The organism is Amycolatopsis sp. NPDC051102 (assembly GCF_040682815.1).
In the GTDB taxonomy this organism is placed as follows: Bacteria; Actinomycetota; Actinomycetes; order Mycobacteriales; family Pseudonocardiaceae; genus Amycolatopsis.
In genome coordinates this window covers 1-15,227 of record NZ_JBFBBT010000042.1, presented here as the reverse complement: position 1 = coordinate 15,227, position 15,227 = coordinate 1, and the positions used below count along the sequence as shown (strand labels likewise).

The window sequence follows — 15,227 nt, the reverse complement described above, 5'->3', positions numbered from 1 at the left end:
GTGGGGTGCAGGACTACCTCGAAGCGGCGGTCCGCGACGTTCTGACGGCGCCCGAGGCGCGCGTCGACGACCAGGTGGGTTACGCGGCCTTGCTGCTCGCGGTCTCCGGCGCCCTGGACGAAGCCGATCGGCTGGTCAGGCAGTGGCAGGCCCGGACCGAACGGCCGGTGGCCGCGCTGGCCGCGGACCCGGTGCGGGCCCGCGCCTGGGTGATGCTCTTCGAGGCCCGCGGCGGACGACCGGACTGGGCGGCGGGGTTGCCGCCCCTGGATCCGGACGTCGAAGAGCGCGCACACACGGCTTCGCTGTGTCGCCCGGTTTCCGACCTCGAAGGCGTGCTCCCGCCCGGCCTGGTCGCGGAGGTGGTCAAGCAGGTGGCGCCGTCGCGCCCGGACCGGGCGCGGATCGCCCTGGCCGACGGCGACCTCGAGTTGTGGGCCGCGCTCGCGGGGCCGCACCCGGACGTCGCGACGCCGGCCGCGACCCGTGCCCTGGCTCCGGCGCTGGTGGCGGGCGCGGACCCGCTCGGCCTGCGCGAATGGGCTCCGACCTGCGCGGGTGCGCTGATCGCGGCGTTGCACGAGCGGTACCCGCCGCAGCTGGGCACCTGGCCGGAGCTGATCTCGTCGATCCTGCGGTTGCGTGGTGGCACGACGGCCGCTCCCCCGGCGTCGGAAGCGGCGATCCGCTCGGCGGAGCTGCGCCTGGGCGTCGAGCTGCCGGCGGACTTCCGCGCCTTCCTGCGGACCTGCGACGGCCTGCCCGCCGACGTGGTCTTCCCCCGCCTGCTCGGCACCGCGGACCTGCGCGCCGAGAACGGCGTGGTGATCCTCAGCGACCCCGCGGTGCTGCTGCTGTCCGCCGGGCACGTGGTGGAGGTCGACCCGGTCCTGGGCACGACCGTCCACGCGTCCTTCCGGGCGGCGCTGGTCAAGCACGCCACCCTGCTCGCCCAGGCAGGCTAGGTTGGACCCGGTGACCATCCTCACCGCGGAGAAGATCACCCCGGAGAACGTCGCCGCCGCGTGCCAGCTGGCCGTCGAACCGCACCAGAAGGACTTCGTCGCGCCCGTCGCCGTCTCGCTCGCCGAGGCGTACACGCAGCCGGAAATCGCCTGGCCACGCCTGATCCTCGCCGACGGCGAACCCGCCGCGTTCGTGATGGGCGGCTTCAACCCGGACGCCGAGCTCGACTTCTTCCGCTGCGGGGTCTGGCGCCTGAACGTCGGCGCCGGCGTCCAGGGTCGCGGCTACGGCCGGTTCGCGGTCGAGACGGTCCTCGAAGAAGCCCGAAGACGCGGCCACAAGGCGGCGACGGTGCTGTGGATCCCCGCCGAGGGCGGTCCGGAGGACTTCTACCTCAAGCTGGGCTTCCGCCCGACCGGCCAGACCTTCAACGGCGAGGTCGTCGGCCGGATCGAGCTTTAGACCTGGCCGCGCTTCTTCCGCTCGGTGTACTCGCGCATCCGCTTCGGATACCCCACCCGGGCGACCTCGTACACCGGGATGGACCGCCGGTGGCCGAACTGCTGCGCGGCCTCCAGGCTGCCGATCCGCCGCCGGGTCCACTCCCCGTCGTGGGCGATCAACACCACAGTGGTCTCCGTGACGTTCGTCTTGGGTTCCACGAAGGCCTCGACACCCCTTCGGGTGGCTGCCCACTCGTCGAGGTGGCGGGTATCCTCGGTATTGGCTTTCCGCAGCGTACCGGCCCGTTGCCCACCCTTGGCCCGCCTGCGCAGCGAGTCGAAGAGCCCCACCTCGACCACCTCTCCTCCCGAGACTTGCACCACTCATTATCCCGGAGTCCGCGTGTGGTCGGCGTCGCACACCCGGCTAGCTCGCAGCCCCGTCCGGCGTAGTGACAAGATGGCGGTGTCGCGCGCGCGGTTATACCGGGCGCGGGCGCGACGACAGAGCATCACCCCACTGCTTGCCGAGGAGTTAATGAAGTGACCGACACCTCCGCCGACCTCGTGATCCTGGGAGGCGGATCGGGCGGCTACGCCGCGGCGTTCCGCGCGGCCGAGCTGGGCCTTTCCGTCACGCTGATCGAGAAGGACAAGCTGGGCGGGACGTGCCTCCACCGGGGCTGCATCCCGACCAAGGCCCTGCTCCACGCCGCCGAGGTCGCCGACGAGACCCGGGAAGCCGAAGCGGTCGGCGTCAAGGCCGTCTTCGAGGGCATCGACATCGCCGGGGTCAACAAGTACAAGGACGGCATCGTCGCCCGCCTGTACAAGGGCCTGCAGGGCCTGGCCAAGGCGCACAAGGTGAACCTCGTCGAGGGCAGCGGCACGTTCGTCGGCGGCACCACCGTCGAGGTGGACGGCACCCGCTACACCGGCAAGAACGTCATCCTCGCCACCGGCTCGTACTCGCGCACGCTGCCCGGCCTGGAGCTGGGCGGCCGCATCATCGCCAGCGAGCAGGCCCTGTCCCTCGACTACGTCCCCAAGAAGGTCGTGGTGCTCGGCGGCGGCGTCATCGGCGTCGAGTTCGCCAGCGTGTGGGCCTCCTTCGGCGTCGACGTCACCATCGTCGAGGCCCTGCCGCGGCTGGTCCCGAACGAGGACGAGTTCGCGTCCAAGCAGCTCGAGCGCGCCTTCCGCCGCCGCAAGATCGCCTTCAAGACCGGCGTGAAGTTCACCGGCGCGAAGCAGGACGACAACGGCGTGAGCGTCTCGCTGGAGTCCGGCGAGACCATCGAGGCCGACCTGCTGCTGGTCGCCGTCGGCCGCGGGCCGAACTCGGCCGGCCACGGCTACGAGGAGGCCGGCGTCAAGATCGAGCGCGGCTTCGTCATCACCGACGAGCGGCTGCGCACCAACCTGCCGAACGTCTACGCCGTCGGCGACATCGTCCCCGGCCTGCAGCTCGCCCACCGCGGCTTCCAGCAGGGCATCTTCGTCGCCGAGGAGATCGCCGGGCAGAACCCGCGCGTGATCGACGAGAGCGGCATCCCGCGGGTCACCTACTCGCACCCGGAGGTCGCGTCGGTCGGGCTGACCGAGTCGCAGGCCAAGGACAAGTACGGCTCGGACGTCACGACGTTCACCTACGACCTGGGCGGCAACGGCAAGAGCCAGATCCTCAAGACCTCCGGCGGCGTCAAGCTGGTCAAGGCGCCGGACGGCCCGGTCGTCGGCGTCCACATGGTCGGCGACCGCGTCGGCGAGCTGATCGGCGAAGCGCAGCTGATCTACAGCTGGGAGGCCTTCCCCGAGGACGTCGCGCCCCTCATCCACGCCCACCCGACCCAGACCGAGGCCCTCGGTGAAGCGTTCCTCGCCCTCGCGGGGAAGCCGCTGCACGTGCACAGCTGACGTCCCACCAGCAGAATCCAGACCACGCAGAACTTGGAAGAGGAGTCAGCGAACGATGGCCTACTCCGTCACATTGCCGGAGCTCGGGGAGAGCGTCACCGAAGGCACCGTCACCCGGTGGCTTAAGCAGGAGGGCGACACCGTCGAGGTCGACGAGCCGTTGCTCGAGATCTCGACCGACAAGGTCGACACCGAGGTGCCCTCCCCGGTGGCGGGCACGGTCGTGAAGATCAGCGCCCAGGAGGACGAGACCGTCGAGGTCGGCGGCGAGCTCGCCGTCATCGACGACGGCAGCGGCGGCGTGCCGGAGTCCTCCGCCCCGGCGCAGGAGGAGCAGCAGGAGTCCGCGCCGGAACCCGAGCCGCAGCAGGAAGAGCCCGCGCCGCAGGCCGAGGACAGCGCGCCGAGCAAGCCGGACACCGCGCCGGCCGCGGGTGGCGAAGGCACCGAGGTGAAGCTGCCCGAGCTGGGCGAAAGCGTCACTGAGGGCACCGTCACGCGCTGGCTGAAGGCGGTCGGCGACTCGGTCGAGGTCGACGAGCCGCTGCTCGAGATCTCCACCGACAAGGTCGACACCGAGGTGCCGTCGCCGGTGGCCGGCACGGTGCTGGAGATCCGCGCGGGCGAGGACGAGACCGTCGAGGTCGGCGGCGTCCTGGCCGTGATCGGCGACGCGAACGCGGCGCCGAAGGCGGAGTCCAAGCCGGAACCCAAGCCGGAGCCGAAGCCGGAACCCAAGCCCGAGCCGAAGCCCGAGCCGAAGCCCGAGCCGGTCCAGGAGGCCAAGCCCGAGCCCAAGCCGGAACCGAAGCCCGAGCCGCAGGCCGCCCCCGCGGCCAAGGCGGCGGAGGCGGCCCCGGCCGCCGCGGCGAAGGACGGTTCGGCGGACGGCCCGTACGTTACGCCGCTGGTCCGCAAGCTGGCGTCGGAGCACGGCATCGACCTCTCGTCACTGACCGGCAGCGGTGTCGGCGGCCGGATCCGCAAGCAGGACGTCCTGGCCGCGGCCGAGGAGAAGCAGAAGGCCGCCGCCGCACCGGCGCCGGCTGCTGCCGCTCCGGCCGCTGCCGCTGCTCCGTCGGCGCCCGCCGCGCGTCCCGCGGCCGCGGTGTCGCCGGAGCTCGCCGCGCTGCGCGGCACCGTGCAGAAGGCCAGCCGGATCCGCCAGATCACGGCCACCAAGACCCGCGAGTCGCTGCAGATCGCCGCGCAGCTCACGCAGGTCCAGGAGGTCGACGTCACGAAGATCGCCAAGCTGCGCCAGCGGGCGAAGGCGGGCTTCAAGGAGCGCGAGGGCGTCAACCTGACGTTCCTGCCGTTCTTCGCGAAGGCCACGGTCGAGGCGCTCAAACAGCACCCGAACGTCAACGCGTCCTACAACGAGGACACGAAGGAGATCACCTACCACGGCGCCGTGCACCTGGGCATCGCGGTGGACACCGAGCGCGGGCTGCTCTCGGTCGTGATCCACGACGCGGGCGAGCTGAGCCTGGCCGGTCTCGCGCACCGGATCGCCGACCTGGCGGGCCGCGCGCGGGCGGGTCAGATCAAGCCGGACGAGCTGTCGGGCGGCACGTTCTCCATCACGAACATCGGCAGCGTCGGTGCGCTGTTCGACACGCCGATCATCGTGCAGCCGCAGTCGGGCATCCTCGGCACGGGCGCGGTCGTCAAGCGCCCGGTGGTGATCGCGGACGCCGACGGCAACGACACGATCGCGGTCCGCTCGATGGCGTACCTCCCGCTGACCTACGACCACCGCCTGGTGGACGGGGCCGACGCGGGCCGCTTCCTGACGACGATCAAGCAGCGGCTGGAAGAGGGCAACTTCGAGAGCGAACTCGGTCTCTGAGTCACCCCCGACGAAGGCCGCCACGGGATTCCCGTGGCGGCCTTCGCCGTATCCGGGCCGGACGTGCGAGCACGCAGCGGATGCGCAACGATCGAACCATGCGAGTACTCATCGCCGGAGCGAGCGGCTTGATCGGATCGGCGCTGGGCGAACGCCTGCGGCGTGAAGGCCACGAGGTCCGCCGGCTGGTCCGGCGGGAAGCGCGCGAAGGCGGCGAATTCCGCTGGGATCCGCCGTCGGGCACCATCGCGAGCGGCGCGTTCGAAGGTGTCGACGCCGTCGTGAACCTGGGCGGCAAGCGGCTGTTCCCCGGCCGGTGGAGCGCGATGCGCAAGCAGCAGCTCACCGACAGCCGGGTCGAGCCGACCGAGGTGCTCGCCGAAGCCGTCGCCGAACACGGCATCGGCGTGCTCGTCAACGCCTCCGCCGTCGGGTACTACGGCCACACGCACGAGTCCACTGTGGACGAAACCGCGCCGCCCGGCCGGGGGTTCCTGGCCGAACTGTGCGAAGCGTGGGAAGCCGCGACGGCGGCAGCGGGGGACGCGCGGGTCGTGAAGATCCGGACCGGGCTGGTCCTGTCGGCGAAGGGCGGCCTGTACGGCACGCTGCGCCCGCTGTTCGCCCTGTGCCTGGGCGGCCGCCTCGGCGACGGCAGCCAGTACATGCCGTGGATCTCCCTCGAGGACGAGGTCGGCGCGATCGTCCACGTCCTGACGCACGACGACGTCGCCGGCCCGGTGAACCTGAGCGGCCCGGCCCCGGTGACCAACGCCGAGTTCACCCGCGCGGTCGGCCGCGCGCTGCACCGGCCGGCGCCGTGGTGGGTGCCCGGGATCGCGCTCAAGGCGGTACTCGGCCAGGCCGGGGAGGAGATGGCGTTGTTCGGGCAGCGGGCGGTCCCCGCGGTGCTGGAGCGGTCCGGGTACGACTTCCGGCACCGCACGCTGGACAGCGCGCTCGCCGCGGCATGAGCGTCCGGCTGCAACGCTGGCTCGTCGTGGGCGTGGTGCTCTCGGCCGCGTTCGTCCTGCTCGGGCTGACCGTCGCGAGGCAGCCGCTGGCGCTCGACGTCGCGGTCTCGGACGCGCTTCACGGCGTGTACGCGGAGCCGGTCGGGCGGGTCGCGCAGGCCGGCAGTGACGTCCTCGGTCCGGTGCTCCCCTACGTTCTCGGCGTGGCGCTGCTGGCGCTGGCGCTGCGCCGCCGCGAGCACTTCGGCCTGTGCGTGCGGCTGGCCGTCGTGCTGCTGCTGTGCCGGCTGACCAGCCTGGTGTTCAAGCCGGTCTTCCTGCGGGAACGCCCGCGGGAATACCCGGAGCTGAGTTACCCGAGCGGGCACGTCGTGTCGGTGGCGAGCACCGGGTTCGTGCTGCTCCTGCTGTGCGCGTGGCTGTGGCCGCGGCTGGTCAAGCGCGTCGCGGTGGCCGTCGCGGTCGCGGTGGTGCTGTCGGCCGTTTGCCGCGTCGTGCTCGGCGTGCACTGGGTCACCGACACGATCGGCGCAGTGCTGGCGGTCGCCGGTGTCGGGCTGCTCTCAGCGTGCGCCTTGCGGCTGCTTCCCCCGGGTGACGGGCGTAGCCTCGACGGGTGAGTTCTTCCCGTACCTGCCGTGCCAGCACCGAGCCTGTCGACGTCCACGAGCTCGGCACGATCGATTACACCGAAGCCTGGGAGCTCCAGCGGAGCGTCCTCACGGCCCGGGCGGACGGCACCGCACCGGACACGATGCTCCTGCTGCAGCACCCGTCGGTGTACACCGCGGGCAAGCGCACCGAGCCGGCCGACCGGCCCACGGACGGCACGCCGGTGATCGACGTCGACCGCGGCGGCAAGATCACCTGGCACGGCCCGGGCCAGCTGGTCGGCTACCCGATCGTCAAGCTGGGCGACCCGATCGACGTCGTGCACTACGTGCGGCGCCTGGAGGAGGCGCTGATCCACGTGTGCGACCAGCTGGGCGTGGCGAGCGGCCGCGTGGAGGGCCGCAGCGGCGTCTGGATCCCGGCGGACGACCGCGGCATCGAGCGCAAGATCGCGGCGATCGGCATCAGGGTCCAGCGAGGCGTGACCATGCACGGCTTCGAGCTGAACTGCAACGCCGACCTGGCGGCGTTCGATTCGATCGTCCCCTGCGGCATCCGCGACGCGGGCGTGACGTCCCTGTCGTACGAGCTCCAGCGAGATGTCACGGTGGAAGCGGTCCTCCCGCTGGCCCGCGACGCGGTGCTGGCGGCCCTCGAGGGCGAACTCCCGGTGAGTGAGGACCGCTGGCTCCCGCGCCCGGCCGCCCCGGAAGCCCCCGGCGTCACCTTCGCGCTGCAGAACTGAAAGCGGCCGGCCTCCCGTGGACAACAGGAGGCCGGCCCGGCTTTCGCGGTCCGAACTGTCGGACCGGTCCGCTAGCGTGGAAAACGGGGGCTGCTCAGTCCAGCTGCGGCGCGACCTCGGCCGCGATCAGATCGAGCTGGTCCAGGTCCGAAAGATCCAGCAGCTGCAGGTAAACCCGGGTGATCCCGGTCTGCTCCCGCCACTGCCCGATCCGGTCGACGACCTCCGCGGGCGTCCCGGCCAAGCCGTTGGCCCGCAGCTCGTCCACGTCCCGCCCGATCACCGAGGCACGCCGGGCGACCTCCTCGTCGGAGCGGCCCACGCCGACGACCAGGGCCACCGACCGCAGGATCTCCTTCGGGTCGCGGCCGATCTCTTCCGCCGCCGCCTCGACGCGGGCGAACTGGGCCGCCGCCGTCTCGGCGTCGACGAACGGCAGGTTGAACTCGTCGGCGAACCGCGCGGCCAGGGCCGGGGTGCGCTTCTTGCCACCGCCGCCGATGATCACCGGCGGGGCCGGGGACTGCGCCGGCTTCGGCAGGCCCGGCGACTCCGAAAGCTTGTAGTACTGGCCGTCGAACGAGTACGTCGAGCCCATCGGCGTCTTCCACAGGCCGGTGATGATCTCGAGCTGCTCGGCGTAGCGGTCGAAGCGCTCCTTCAGCGGCGGCAGCGTCAGACCGTACGCCGCGTGCTCGGCGTCGTACCAGCCGGCGCCGAAGCCGAATTCGACGCGGCCCCCGGACATCTGGTCGACCTGCGCCACGGAGATGGCGAGCGGGCCCGGGTGCCGGAACGTCGCCGCGGTGACGAGCGTGCCGAGCCGGATCCGGCTGGTCTCCCTGGCCAGGCCGGCGAGGGTGATCCACGCGTCGGTCGGGCCGGGCAGGCCGTCGGCCGAGCCCATCTTCAGGTAGTGGTCGCTGCGGAAGAAGGCGTCGTACCCGGCGGCTTCGGTCGCCTTGGCGACGCGCAGCAGGTCGTCGTAGCTGGCCCCTTGCTGGGGCTCGGTGAAGATCCTCAAGTCCACGAGGTCAGCCTATAGAGACGTCGGGCTCCGTGCGCCTCAGCCGGACCAGCATGCGGACGATCACGTCCTCGATCTCGGCGCCGACCTTCTTCGGATCGGGCGAACTGGCGATTTCGGTCGCCGCGCTCGACAGCGCGCCGAACAGCAGCCGCGCGGTGACCTCGACCGGTACCGGCTCGACCTCGCCCGCGTCGATCAGCGACTGCAGGCCGGACCGCACGAGCCCGAAGCTGCACCGCTCCTCCGCCTCGCGCCAGCGTTCCCAGCCCATCACGACCGGCGCCTCGTGGATGGCGATCCGCTGGTAGGCGGGGTCGAGGCAGGCGCGGATGAACGCGTTGAGCCCGCCGAGCGCGCGTTCCCACGGCGTGCCCTCGCCGGTCATGATCTTGTCCAGCCGGTCGTAGACGAGGCTTTCGACCTGGTCGAAGGCGGCCTCGAACAGCGCCTGCTTGCCGCTGAAGTGGTGGTACAGCGCGCCCTTGGTCACCCGGGCGCGTTTGGCGACCTCGTCGAGCGAGGTTCCCGCGTAGCCCCGTTTGGTGAACAGTTCGACCGCGCTGTCGACCAGCGCGGACCGCGTCGACTCGGAATAGTCGAGTCGTCTGGACCTCATTGTCGCCACCTTCACAACTTTACGCCGGGAACGGCTCTCCATACTCATGGTATGTTCGGCGCGTCAGGTCCGTACCGGGAGTATGCCGCAGACCCGCGGTATGACCCGGGCCACGGAAGGGGAGCCACACGATGAGCTGGACCGACTTCTACCGACGTCAGGAAATCCTCGAAGCCGCCGTCCGCCTGGCCGCCCGGAACCCGGGCGCGCCGCTGGCGCTCGAGGAGGTGCCGGGTGCCGAAGAGCACTTCGGCACCGAGGAAAACCTCCTCACCGCCCTGCAGTACCAGTGGACGCGGACGCTGAGCGGCCGCCTCCGCTCCGAGGTCATCGACCCGGACGACGCCGACGGCCTCGGCGACCACGTCGACGCTGTCACCCGCGCTTGGCGCGCCGCCGTCGACGAGCACACCGACCTGCGCGCGGTCCTCGACGGCGCCTACGAGCGGCACGCGTCGCTGCGCCGGATGCACGAGGGCGAGCTGCGGATGCTCGCCGTCACGGCCGGCCTGGCCGACCCGCGCGAGCCGGCCGGCGAGATCGTCAAGGTGGGGCACGCGCTCGAGGCGCTGCTGCGCGCAGGCCGTGAGGAATCCGTGCGTCGCCGTCCGGTTATCGGACACCTGCGGCGACTGCTCGCGCCGAGTGCGTGAACGGAGTTAAGTGTCACCCATGACACAGCGCTGGACCGAGGCCGACATCACCGATCAGAGCGGCCGGACCATCCTGGTCACCGGGGCGAACTCCGGGCTGGGGCTGCGCACCGCCGAGGTGCTCGCGGGCAAGGGGGCCCGCGTGTTCCTCGCCTGCCGATCCGCCGAACGCGGCGCGAAGGCACTGGACCGGATCCGCGCGGTGGCCGCCGGCGCCGAACCCGAGCTCATCCCACTGGACCTGAGCGAGCTCGCCTCGGTGCGCGCGGCCGCCGCGTCGGTGCGGGACCGCACCGGTGACGCCCTCGACATGCTGGTCAACAACGCCGGCGTGATGGCGACCGCCCGCGGCCGCACCGCCGACGGCTTCGAGCTGCAGTTCGGCACCAACCACCTCGGCCACGCGGCGCTGACCTGGCTGCTGCTGCCCGCCCTGCGCGGCGGACGGCACGCCCGCGTCGTCACGCTGTCGAGCCTCGCCGCCGTTGGCGCCCGGATCCACCTCGAAGACCCCAACAGCGAGCACCGCCGCTACAACCCGGCAACGGCGTACGGGCAGTCGAAGCTCGCCAACCAGGTGTTCGCGATGGAACTCGACCGGCGGCTGCGCGCGGCCGGCGACGACGTCCTCAGCGTCGCCGCCCACCCCGGCTACACCGCGACCGGCCTCGGCAGCGGCATGGCGCGCTCGTACCGCAACCCGGTCATCCGCTCGGTCATCGCCGGCGGCCACCGGATCGGCGAAATGCTCTTCGCCCAGAACGTCCGCCAGGGCGCGCTGCCGCAGCTGTACGCGGCCACGGCGGACGGCGTCGAAGGCGGCGACTACATCGCCCCGGGCGGCCTCGGCGGCGCACGCGGCAACCCGGTCAAGGTGCGCCCGCTGCCCGCCGCGCGCAGCGAGTCGCTGGGGGCCGCGTTGTGGGACGTCACCGCGAAGCTGACCGGCGTCACCCCCGATCCCGCGTAGCCCGGACGGGCGTACGGTTGAAGCCGTGAGTGCTGCGCCTGAAGGCCGGAAGCTGTTGCGTCTCGAGGTTCGCAACAGTGAGACGCCGATCGAGAAGAAGCCGTCGTGGATCAAGACGCGGGTGCGGATGGGTCCGGAGTTCACCGAGCTCAAGGGTTTGGTGCGTCGCGAGGGTCTGCATACGGTTTGTGAAGAGGCTGGTTGTCCCAACATTTATGAGTGCTGGGAGGACCGGGAGGCGACGTTCTTGATCGGTGGGGATCAGTGCACGCGTCGGTGTGATTTCTGTCAGATCGACACGGGTAAGCCTGCCGAGCTGGACCGTACTGAGCCGCGGAAGGTTGCGGAGTCGGTGCAGGCCATGGGGTTGCGGTATTCGACGGTTACCGGTGTGGCTCGTGATGACCTTCCCGATGGCGGCGCGTGGTTGTACGCGGAGACTGTGCGTCAGATTCACGCGTTGAACCCGGGTACGGGTGTGGAGTTGTTGATTCCGGATTTCAATGCGGATCCTGAGCAGTTGGCTGAGGTGTTCGGGTCGCGGCCTGAGGTGTTGGCGCACAACGTGGAGACGGTGCCGCGGATTTTCAAGCGGATTCGTCCGGGGTTTCGGTATGCGCGGTCGTTGGAGGTCATCACGGCGGCGCGTGAGGCGGGGTTGGTGACGAAGTCGAACCTGATCCTGGGGATGGGGGAGACTCCGGATGAGGTGGCTCCGGCGATGCAGGATCTGGTGGATGCGGGGTGCGAGATCTTGACGATCACGCAGTATCTGCGTCCTTCGCCGCGGCATCATCCGGTGGATAGGTGGGTGAAGCCGGAGGAGTTCGTGGAGCATTCCAAGGCGGCTGAGGCGATGGGGTTCGCGGGTGTGATGGCGGGGCCGTTGGTGCGGTCGTCGTACCGCGCCGGACGGCTCTACGCCCAGACCAAGGCCCACCGCGGCGAGGTCCTGCCCGAAAACCTGCAGCACCTGGCGGCCGAAGGGCCCGCCGCCCAGGAAGCGACGTCGCTGCTGGCCCGGTGACCCACGTCACCTCACCATCCTTAAAGGATCGGTAAAGTGGCGGCATGGCCCTGGTTTCGGACCTCCTCAGCTGGTTGCAAGGACTCCCGGAACCGGGGCTCGTCGCCGCGACCGGCGGCCTGGTGTTCGCCGAGTGCACGATCGGGCTGGGTTTCCTGGCCCCCGGCGAGTCCGGGCTGCTCATCGCCGCGACCACGGCGAACACGCTCCCCCGGTTCCTGGTGCTCTGGCTCGTCGTCACCCTCTGCGCGACGGCGGGCGACGCGCTCGGCTACGGCATCGGCCGCCGGTTCGGGCCGCGGCTGCGTGACACCAAGCTGATCCGCCGGTACGGCCTCGAAGGCTGGGACAAGGCCACCGCGGTCCTCGAACGCCGGGGCGCCTGGGCGGTCTTCTTCGCCCGGTTCCTGCCGGTGATCCGGACCCTGACGCCGGCGGCGGCCGGGACGTCCGGGCTGTCGTTCCGCAGGTTCCTGCCGGCCGCCGCGGCGGGCGCGTTCTGCTGGTCGCTGGTCCACATCGGCATCGGGGCGGCGCTGGGCGAGGCGGCCAAGCGCATCGAAGGCGCGGTGAACACGGGCGGCCTGATCGTCGTCGGCGGGCTCGCCGCGGTCGCGGTGTTCTTCCTGCTGCGCTTGAAGAAGCGCAAGGCGCTCGCGGAACCCGAACGCGAACGCGTGCCCTGACCGCGGGCTTACTACATTCGGCGGTATGAGTCTCGTGGATCTCCCCCGGCCGGTCGGCTTCGTCCTCGGCGGGGGCGGCAGCCTCGGCGCCATGCAGGTCGGCATGCTGCGCGCCTTGACCGAAGCCGGGCTCACGCCGGACGTCGTGACCGGGACATCGGTCGGCTCGCTCAACGCCGCCGTCCTGGCCCGCTCCGGCGAGGACGCACTCCCGCGGCTGCACGACATCTGGGCGCACATGACGCGCGCCGAGGCGTTCCCGGGCGGCGTGTTCAGCCGCGTCCGGACGCTGACGCAGAGCCGGACGCACCTGTTCCCCAACACGGGCCTGGCCGGGATCATCGGCGACCACCTCGGCGCTTCGACGCGCTTCGAGGACTTGGCGCTGCCGCTCGGCGTCGTCACCACGCAGGTCGACACGGCCGAGCCGCTGCTGATCCGCTCCGGGCGCCTGCTCGAGCCGCTGCTGGCGAGCTGCGCGATCCCCGGGATCTTCCCGCCGGTGGAGCACGACGGGCGGCTGCTGTACGACGGCGGCCTCGTCGCGAACGTGCCGATGCGGCAAGCCCTCGCCATGGGGGCGAAGTCGCTGGTGGTGCTCGACTGCGCGTTCCCGGGGAAGCTGCCGGACGCGCCGCGGACGTTCGCCGAGGTGATGATGTTCACCGCGATGATCAGCATGCGGAACCAGGCGGTGCTGGAGGCGCCGCTGGCGGCGGCGCAGGTGCCGGTGCTGTACCTGCCGGGCCCGGCGCCGGTACGTGTGAACCCGCTGGATTTCGGGCACACGGAAACACTGGCGGAAGAGGCGTACACGGCGGCCGGTGAGTACCTCCGTGAAGTCTCGGTGAGCGGACCGGGGCTGTACGGCGCTCCAGGGCTCGTCATCACGTGATCCGCGTCACGCCGATGCACCGATCCGCCGGCAAGAACGTCATCGCTATCGCGTAGTTTTGATGACGAATGCCCGCCGATCCCGATTCCCAAAAAAGAGACAATATGCTCCCCAAGAAGATTTTACTTTCGGTGGCCGGAATCCTCGCCGGGGCACTGTTGCTTTCCGCCTGTTCGTCCGGTGACGACGGCGGCACCCCCGGAGGCGGCACACCCGCGTCGGGCTCGGCCGGCCCGTCCGACACACCGGTCGCGGTGACGTTCGAGCCCGCGGGCGGCACGTCGGTGAACCCGGCGACGCCGATCGTCGTCAAGGCGGCCAACGGGAAGCTCCTCGACGTCACGGTGACCAACGCGGCCAAGGGGAAGACGGTCGCCGGCAAGCTGGCGGACGACGGGTCGAGCTGGACCTCCACCGAGCCGCTCGGCTACGGCGCGACGTACAAGATCGTGGCGCACGCCCAGGGGGCCAACGGGAAGCCGGTCGAGCAGGACAACCAGATCACGACGCTGGCGCCGAAGAAGCAGGCGAACGCCAACCTGATCCCGGCACCGTCCGCGGTGGCGAGCACGGGCGTCGGCGTCGGCCAGCCGATCGTGTTCAGCTTCGGCAAGGTCGCCGTCAAGAACAAGGCGGCGGTCGAGAAGGCCCTGACGGTGGAGTCGTCGCCGAAGCAGGAGGGCAGCTGGTACTGGATCGACGACTCGAACGTCCACTACCGGCCGAAGGAGTACTGGAAGGCCGGCACGACGCTGAAGGTGACGGCGAAGATCTACGGCGTCGACTTCGGCGGCGGCGTGTTCGGTGCGGAGGACCGCTCGGAGACGTACAAGGTGCACGATTCCTGGATCGCGAAGGCGGACGGGAACACCGAGCAGATGCAGATCTTCCACAACGGCGCCATGGTGAAGTCCATGCCGATTTCGATGGGCAAGGACGCGACGCCGACCCACCTGGGCGCGCACGTGATTTCGGACAAGCAGGCGAACTACACAATGGATTCCTGCACGTACGGCGTCTGCCCGCCGGATCCGAAGGCGTACCGGTCCAACGAGAAGTGGTCGGAGCGAATCTCCAACGACGGCGAGTTCGTCCACGAGAACCCGAACAGCGTGGGCCAGCAGGGCAGTTCCAACGTGTCGCACGGCTGCATCAACCTGAACGACGCGAACGCCCAGTGGTTCTTCCAGAACATGGGCCTGGGCGACGTCGTCGAGGTCACGAACTCGGGCGGCCCGCAGCTGCCGGTCTGGGACCTGTACGGCGACTGGTCCAAGTCCTGGGCCGACTGGCAAGCCGGCTCCGCCATCAAGTAACCGTCCCGTCCCGCTTGCCGGGGGTCAGGAGCTCCGCTCCTGACCCCCTTCTTCTTGCCCTCAGCACGACCCGACCTCCAGGCACGCCACCCGCCCCTCCGGGCACGCGAGATGACCCTCCAGTCACGGGTGATGACCCTGCAATCACGGGTGATGTCTCTGCAGTCACGTGTGATGCCCGCGCAATCACGCGAGTTCCGTCCTCAATCACGCCAGTTCCGGTTCTGATCACGCGAGTTGCGGTTCTGAACAAGCCGCTCGTGTGCGCCGAGAGGCATCACGCGTGATCCGGGAGGCATCATGCGTGATTGAGGGGGCATCACTCGTGATTGGCGGGCCATCACTCGTGATTGGAGGGGCATCACGATGCCGGCCGGTGACGTACCCGCAGGGTCGGCTCGCTTGCCTGGGGGGGTCGGTTCGTGTGCCGGGAGGGTCGGGTGGGCGGGGGGGGAATGCGGAAAGGCCCCGGGAGAACCTTTTCGGGTTCTCGACCGGGGCCTTTCCTTATGTTGAGTTCGGCGG

At 70.6% G+C, this 15,227-nt stretch carries 16 protein-coding genes; 13 read left to right on the top strand and 3 right to left on the bottom strand.

Going from position 1 to position 15,227, the window contains the following annotated elements; translation table 11 throughout:
* Positions 1–5: 5 nt before the first annotated feature.
* Both AB0M93_RS48015 and AB0M93_RS48010 read left to right on the top strand, forming a co-directional pair.
* Positions 6–965 (top strand): SMI1/KNR4 family protein, encoded by a 960-nt coding sequence (locus AB0M93_RS48015; RefSeq protein WP_364288041.1) that lies wholly within the window; start codon positions 6–8, stop codon positions 963–965.
* A gap of 10 nt (positions 966–975) precedes the next feature.
* Positions 976–1,428, top strand: coding sequence for a GNAT family N-acetyltransferase (locus AB0M93_RS48010; protein ID WP_364288038.1), 453 nt, complete (start codon positions 976–978; stop codon positions 1,426–1,428).
* Here AB0M93_RS48010 and AB0M93_RS48005 read toward each other — a convergent pair.
* Positions 1,425–1,769 carry an oxidoreductase gene (locus tag AB0M93_RS48005; protein ID WP_364288035.1) on the bottom strand — a complete coding sequence of 115 codons (345 nt, stop codon included), beginning with the start codon at positions 1,767–1,769 and terminating at the stop codon, positions 1,425–1,427. The two genes, AB0M93_RS48010 and AB0M93_RS48005, sit on opposite strands and share 4 nt — an antisense overlap.
* Positions 1,770–1,952: 183 nt before the next feature.
* Here AB0M93_RS48005 and lpdA point away from each other — a divergent pair, with 183 nt between their 5' ends.
* From lpdA to lipB, 5 genes are all read left to right on the top strand, one after another.
* A complete protein-coding gene (lpdA, locus tag AB0M93_RS48000; RefSeq protein ID WP_308677296.1) occupies positions 1,953–3,326 on the top strand; it encodes a dihydrolipoyl dehydrogenase in 1,374 nt (457 codons plus the stop codon).
* A gap of 55 nt (positions 3,327–3,381) precedes the next feature.
* Positions 3,382–5,178, top strand: a complete 1,797-nt coding sequence (gene sucB / locus AB0M93_RS47995; protein WP_364288032.1) for a 2-oxoglutarate dehydrogenase, E2 component, dihydrolipoamide succinyltransferase — start codon at positions 3,382–3,384, stop codon at positions 5,176–5,178.
* Between the two features lie 98 nt (positions 5,179–5,276).
* Entirely contained in the window at positions 5,277–6,152 is an 876-nt protein-coding gene (locus AB0M93_RS47990; RefSeq protein WP_364288029.1) for a TIGR01777 family oxidoreductase, read from the top strand.
* Positions 6,149–6,772: a phosphatase PAP2 family protein gene (locus tag AB0M93_RS47985; protein ID WP_364288026.1), complete on the top strand. Its 624-nt coding sequence runs from the start codon at positions 6,149–6,151 to the stop codon at positions 6,770–6,772. Before AB0M93_RS47990 ends, AB0M93_RS47985 begins: the two co-directional genes overlap by 4 nt.
* The gene (gene lipB / locus AB0M93_RS47980; protein ID WP_364288023.1) at positions 6,769–7,509 is read left to right on the top strand and encodes a lipoyl(octanoyl) transferase LipB; all 741 of its coding nucleotides are present in this window, start codon (positions 6,769–6,771) and stop codon (positions 7,507–7,509) included. The genes AB0M93_RS47985 and lipB overlap by 4 nt, the downstream gene beginning before the upstream one ends.
* A 94-nt stretch (positions 7,510–7,603) precedes the next feature.
* Here the strand turns inward: lipB and AB0M93_RS47975 are convergent, their stop codons facing one another.
* Positions 7,604–8,539: an LLM class F420-dependent oxidoreductase gene (locus tag AB0M93_RS47975; RefSeq protein WP_364288020.1), complete on the bottom strand. Its 936-nt coding sequence runs from the start codon at positions 8,537–8,539 to the stop codon at positions 7,604–7,606.
* A 4-nt stretch (positions 8,540–8,543) separates the two neighbouring features.
* A complete protein-coding gene (locus AB0M93_RS47970) occupies positions 8,544–9,155 on the bottom strand; it encodes a TetR/AcrR family transcriptional regulator (RefSeq protein ID WP_364288017.1) in 612 nt (203 codons plus the stop codon).
* Between the two features lie 131 nt (positions 9,156–9,286).
* On the opposite strand from AB0M93_RS47970, the gene AB0M93_RS47965 reads away from it, so the two are divergent.
* The 6 genes from AB0M93_RS47965 (at position 9,287) to AB0M93_RS47940 (ending at position 14,702) form a co-directional block, all read left to right on the top strand.
* Positions 9,287–9,808, top strand: a complete 522-nt coding sequence (locus AB0M93_RS47965) for a hypothetical protein (RefSeq protein WP_364288014.1) — start codon at positions 9,287–9,289, stop codon at positions 9,806–9,808.
* A 19-nt stretch (positions 9,809–9,827) separates the two neighbouring features.
* Positions 9,828–10,778 (top strand): oxidoreductase, encoded by a 951-nt coding sequence (locus AB0M93_RS47960; RefSeq protein ID WP_364288011.1) that lies wholly within the window; start codon positions 9,828–9,830, stop codon positions 10,776–10,778.
* Between the two features lie 25 nt (positions 10,779–10,803).
* Entirely contained in the window at positions 10,804–11,805 is a 1,002-nt protein-coding gene (gene lipA, locus AB0M93_RS47955; protein ID WP_364288008.1) for a lipoyl synthase, read from the top strand.
* 44 nt (positions 11,806–11,849) lie between these two features.
* The gene (locus AB0M93_RS47950) at positions 11,850–12,491 is read left to right on the top strand and encodes a DedA family protein (protein ID WP_364288005.1); all 642 of its coding nucleotides are present in this window, start codon (positions 11,850–11,852) and stop codon (positions 12,489–12,491) included.
* A 25-nt stretch (positions 12,492–12,516) separates the two neighbouring features.
* Positions 12,517–13,386 (top strand): patatin-like phospholipase family protein, encoded by an 870-nt coding sequence (locus tag AB0M93_RS47945; protein ID WP_364288002.1) that lies wholly within the window; start codon positions 12,517–12,519, stop codon positions 13,384–13,386.
* Between the two features lie 104 nt (positions 13,387–13,490).
* Positions 13,491–14,702, top strand: coding sequence for an Ig-like domain-containing protein (locus AB0M93_RS47940; protein WP_364287999.1), 1,212 nt, complete (start codon positions 13,491–13,493; stop codon positions 14,700–14,702).
* The last annotated feature ends 525 nt before the right edge of the window (positions 14,703–15,227 follow it).

Coding starts and splice junctions, on each gene's coding strand:
- sucB (WP_364288032.1), top strand. CDS start 3,382: ATGGCCTACTCCGTCACATTGCCGGAGCTCGGGGAGAGCGTCACCGAA.
- AB0M93_RS47990 (WP_364288029.1), top strand. CDS start 5,277: ATGCGAGTACTCATCGCCGGAGCGAGCGGCTTGATCGGATCGGCGCTG.
- AB0M93_RS47985 (WP_364288026.1), top strand. CDS start 6,149: ATGAGCGTCCGGCTGCAACGCTGGCTCGTCGTGGGCGTGGTGCTCTCG.
- AB0M93_RS47970 (WP_364288017.1), bottom strand. CDS start 9,155: ATGAGGTCCAGACGACTCGACTATTCCGAGTCGACGCGGTCCGCGCTG.
- AB0M93_RS47965 (WP_364288014.1), top strand. CDS start 9,287: ATGAGCTGGACCGACTTCTACCGACGTCAGGAAATCCTCGAAGCCGCC.
- AB0M93_RS47960 (WP_364288011.1), top strand. CDS start 9,828: ATGACACAGCGCTGGACCGAGGCCGACATCACCGATCAGAGCGGCCGG.
- AB0M93_RS47950 (WP_364288005.1), top strand. CDS start 11,850: ATGGCCCTGGTTTCGGACCTCCTCAGCTGGTTGCAAGGACTCCCGGAA.
- AB0M93_RS47945 (WP_364288002.1), top strand. CDS start 12,517: ATGAGTCTCGTGGATCTCCCCCGGCCGGTCGGCTTCGTCCTCGGCGGG.
- AB0M93_RS47940 (WP_364287999.1), top strand. CDS start 13,491: ATGCTCCCCAAGAAGATTTTACTTTCGGTGGCCGGAATCCTCGCCGGG.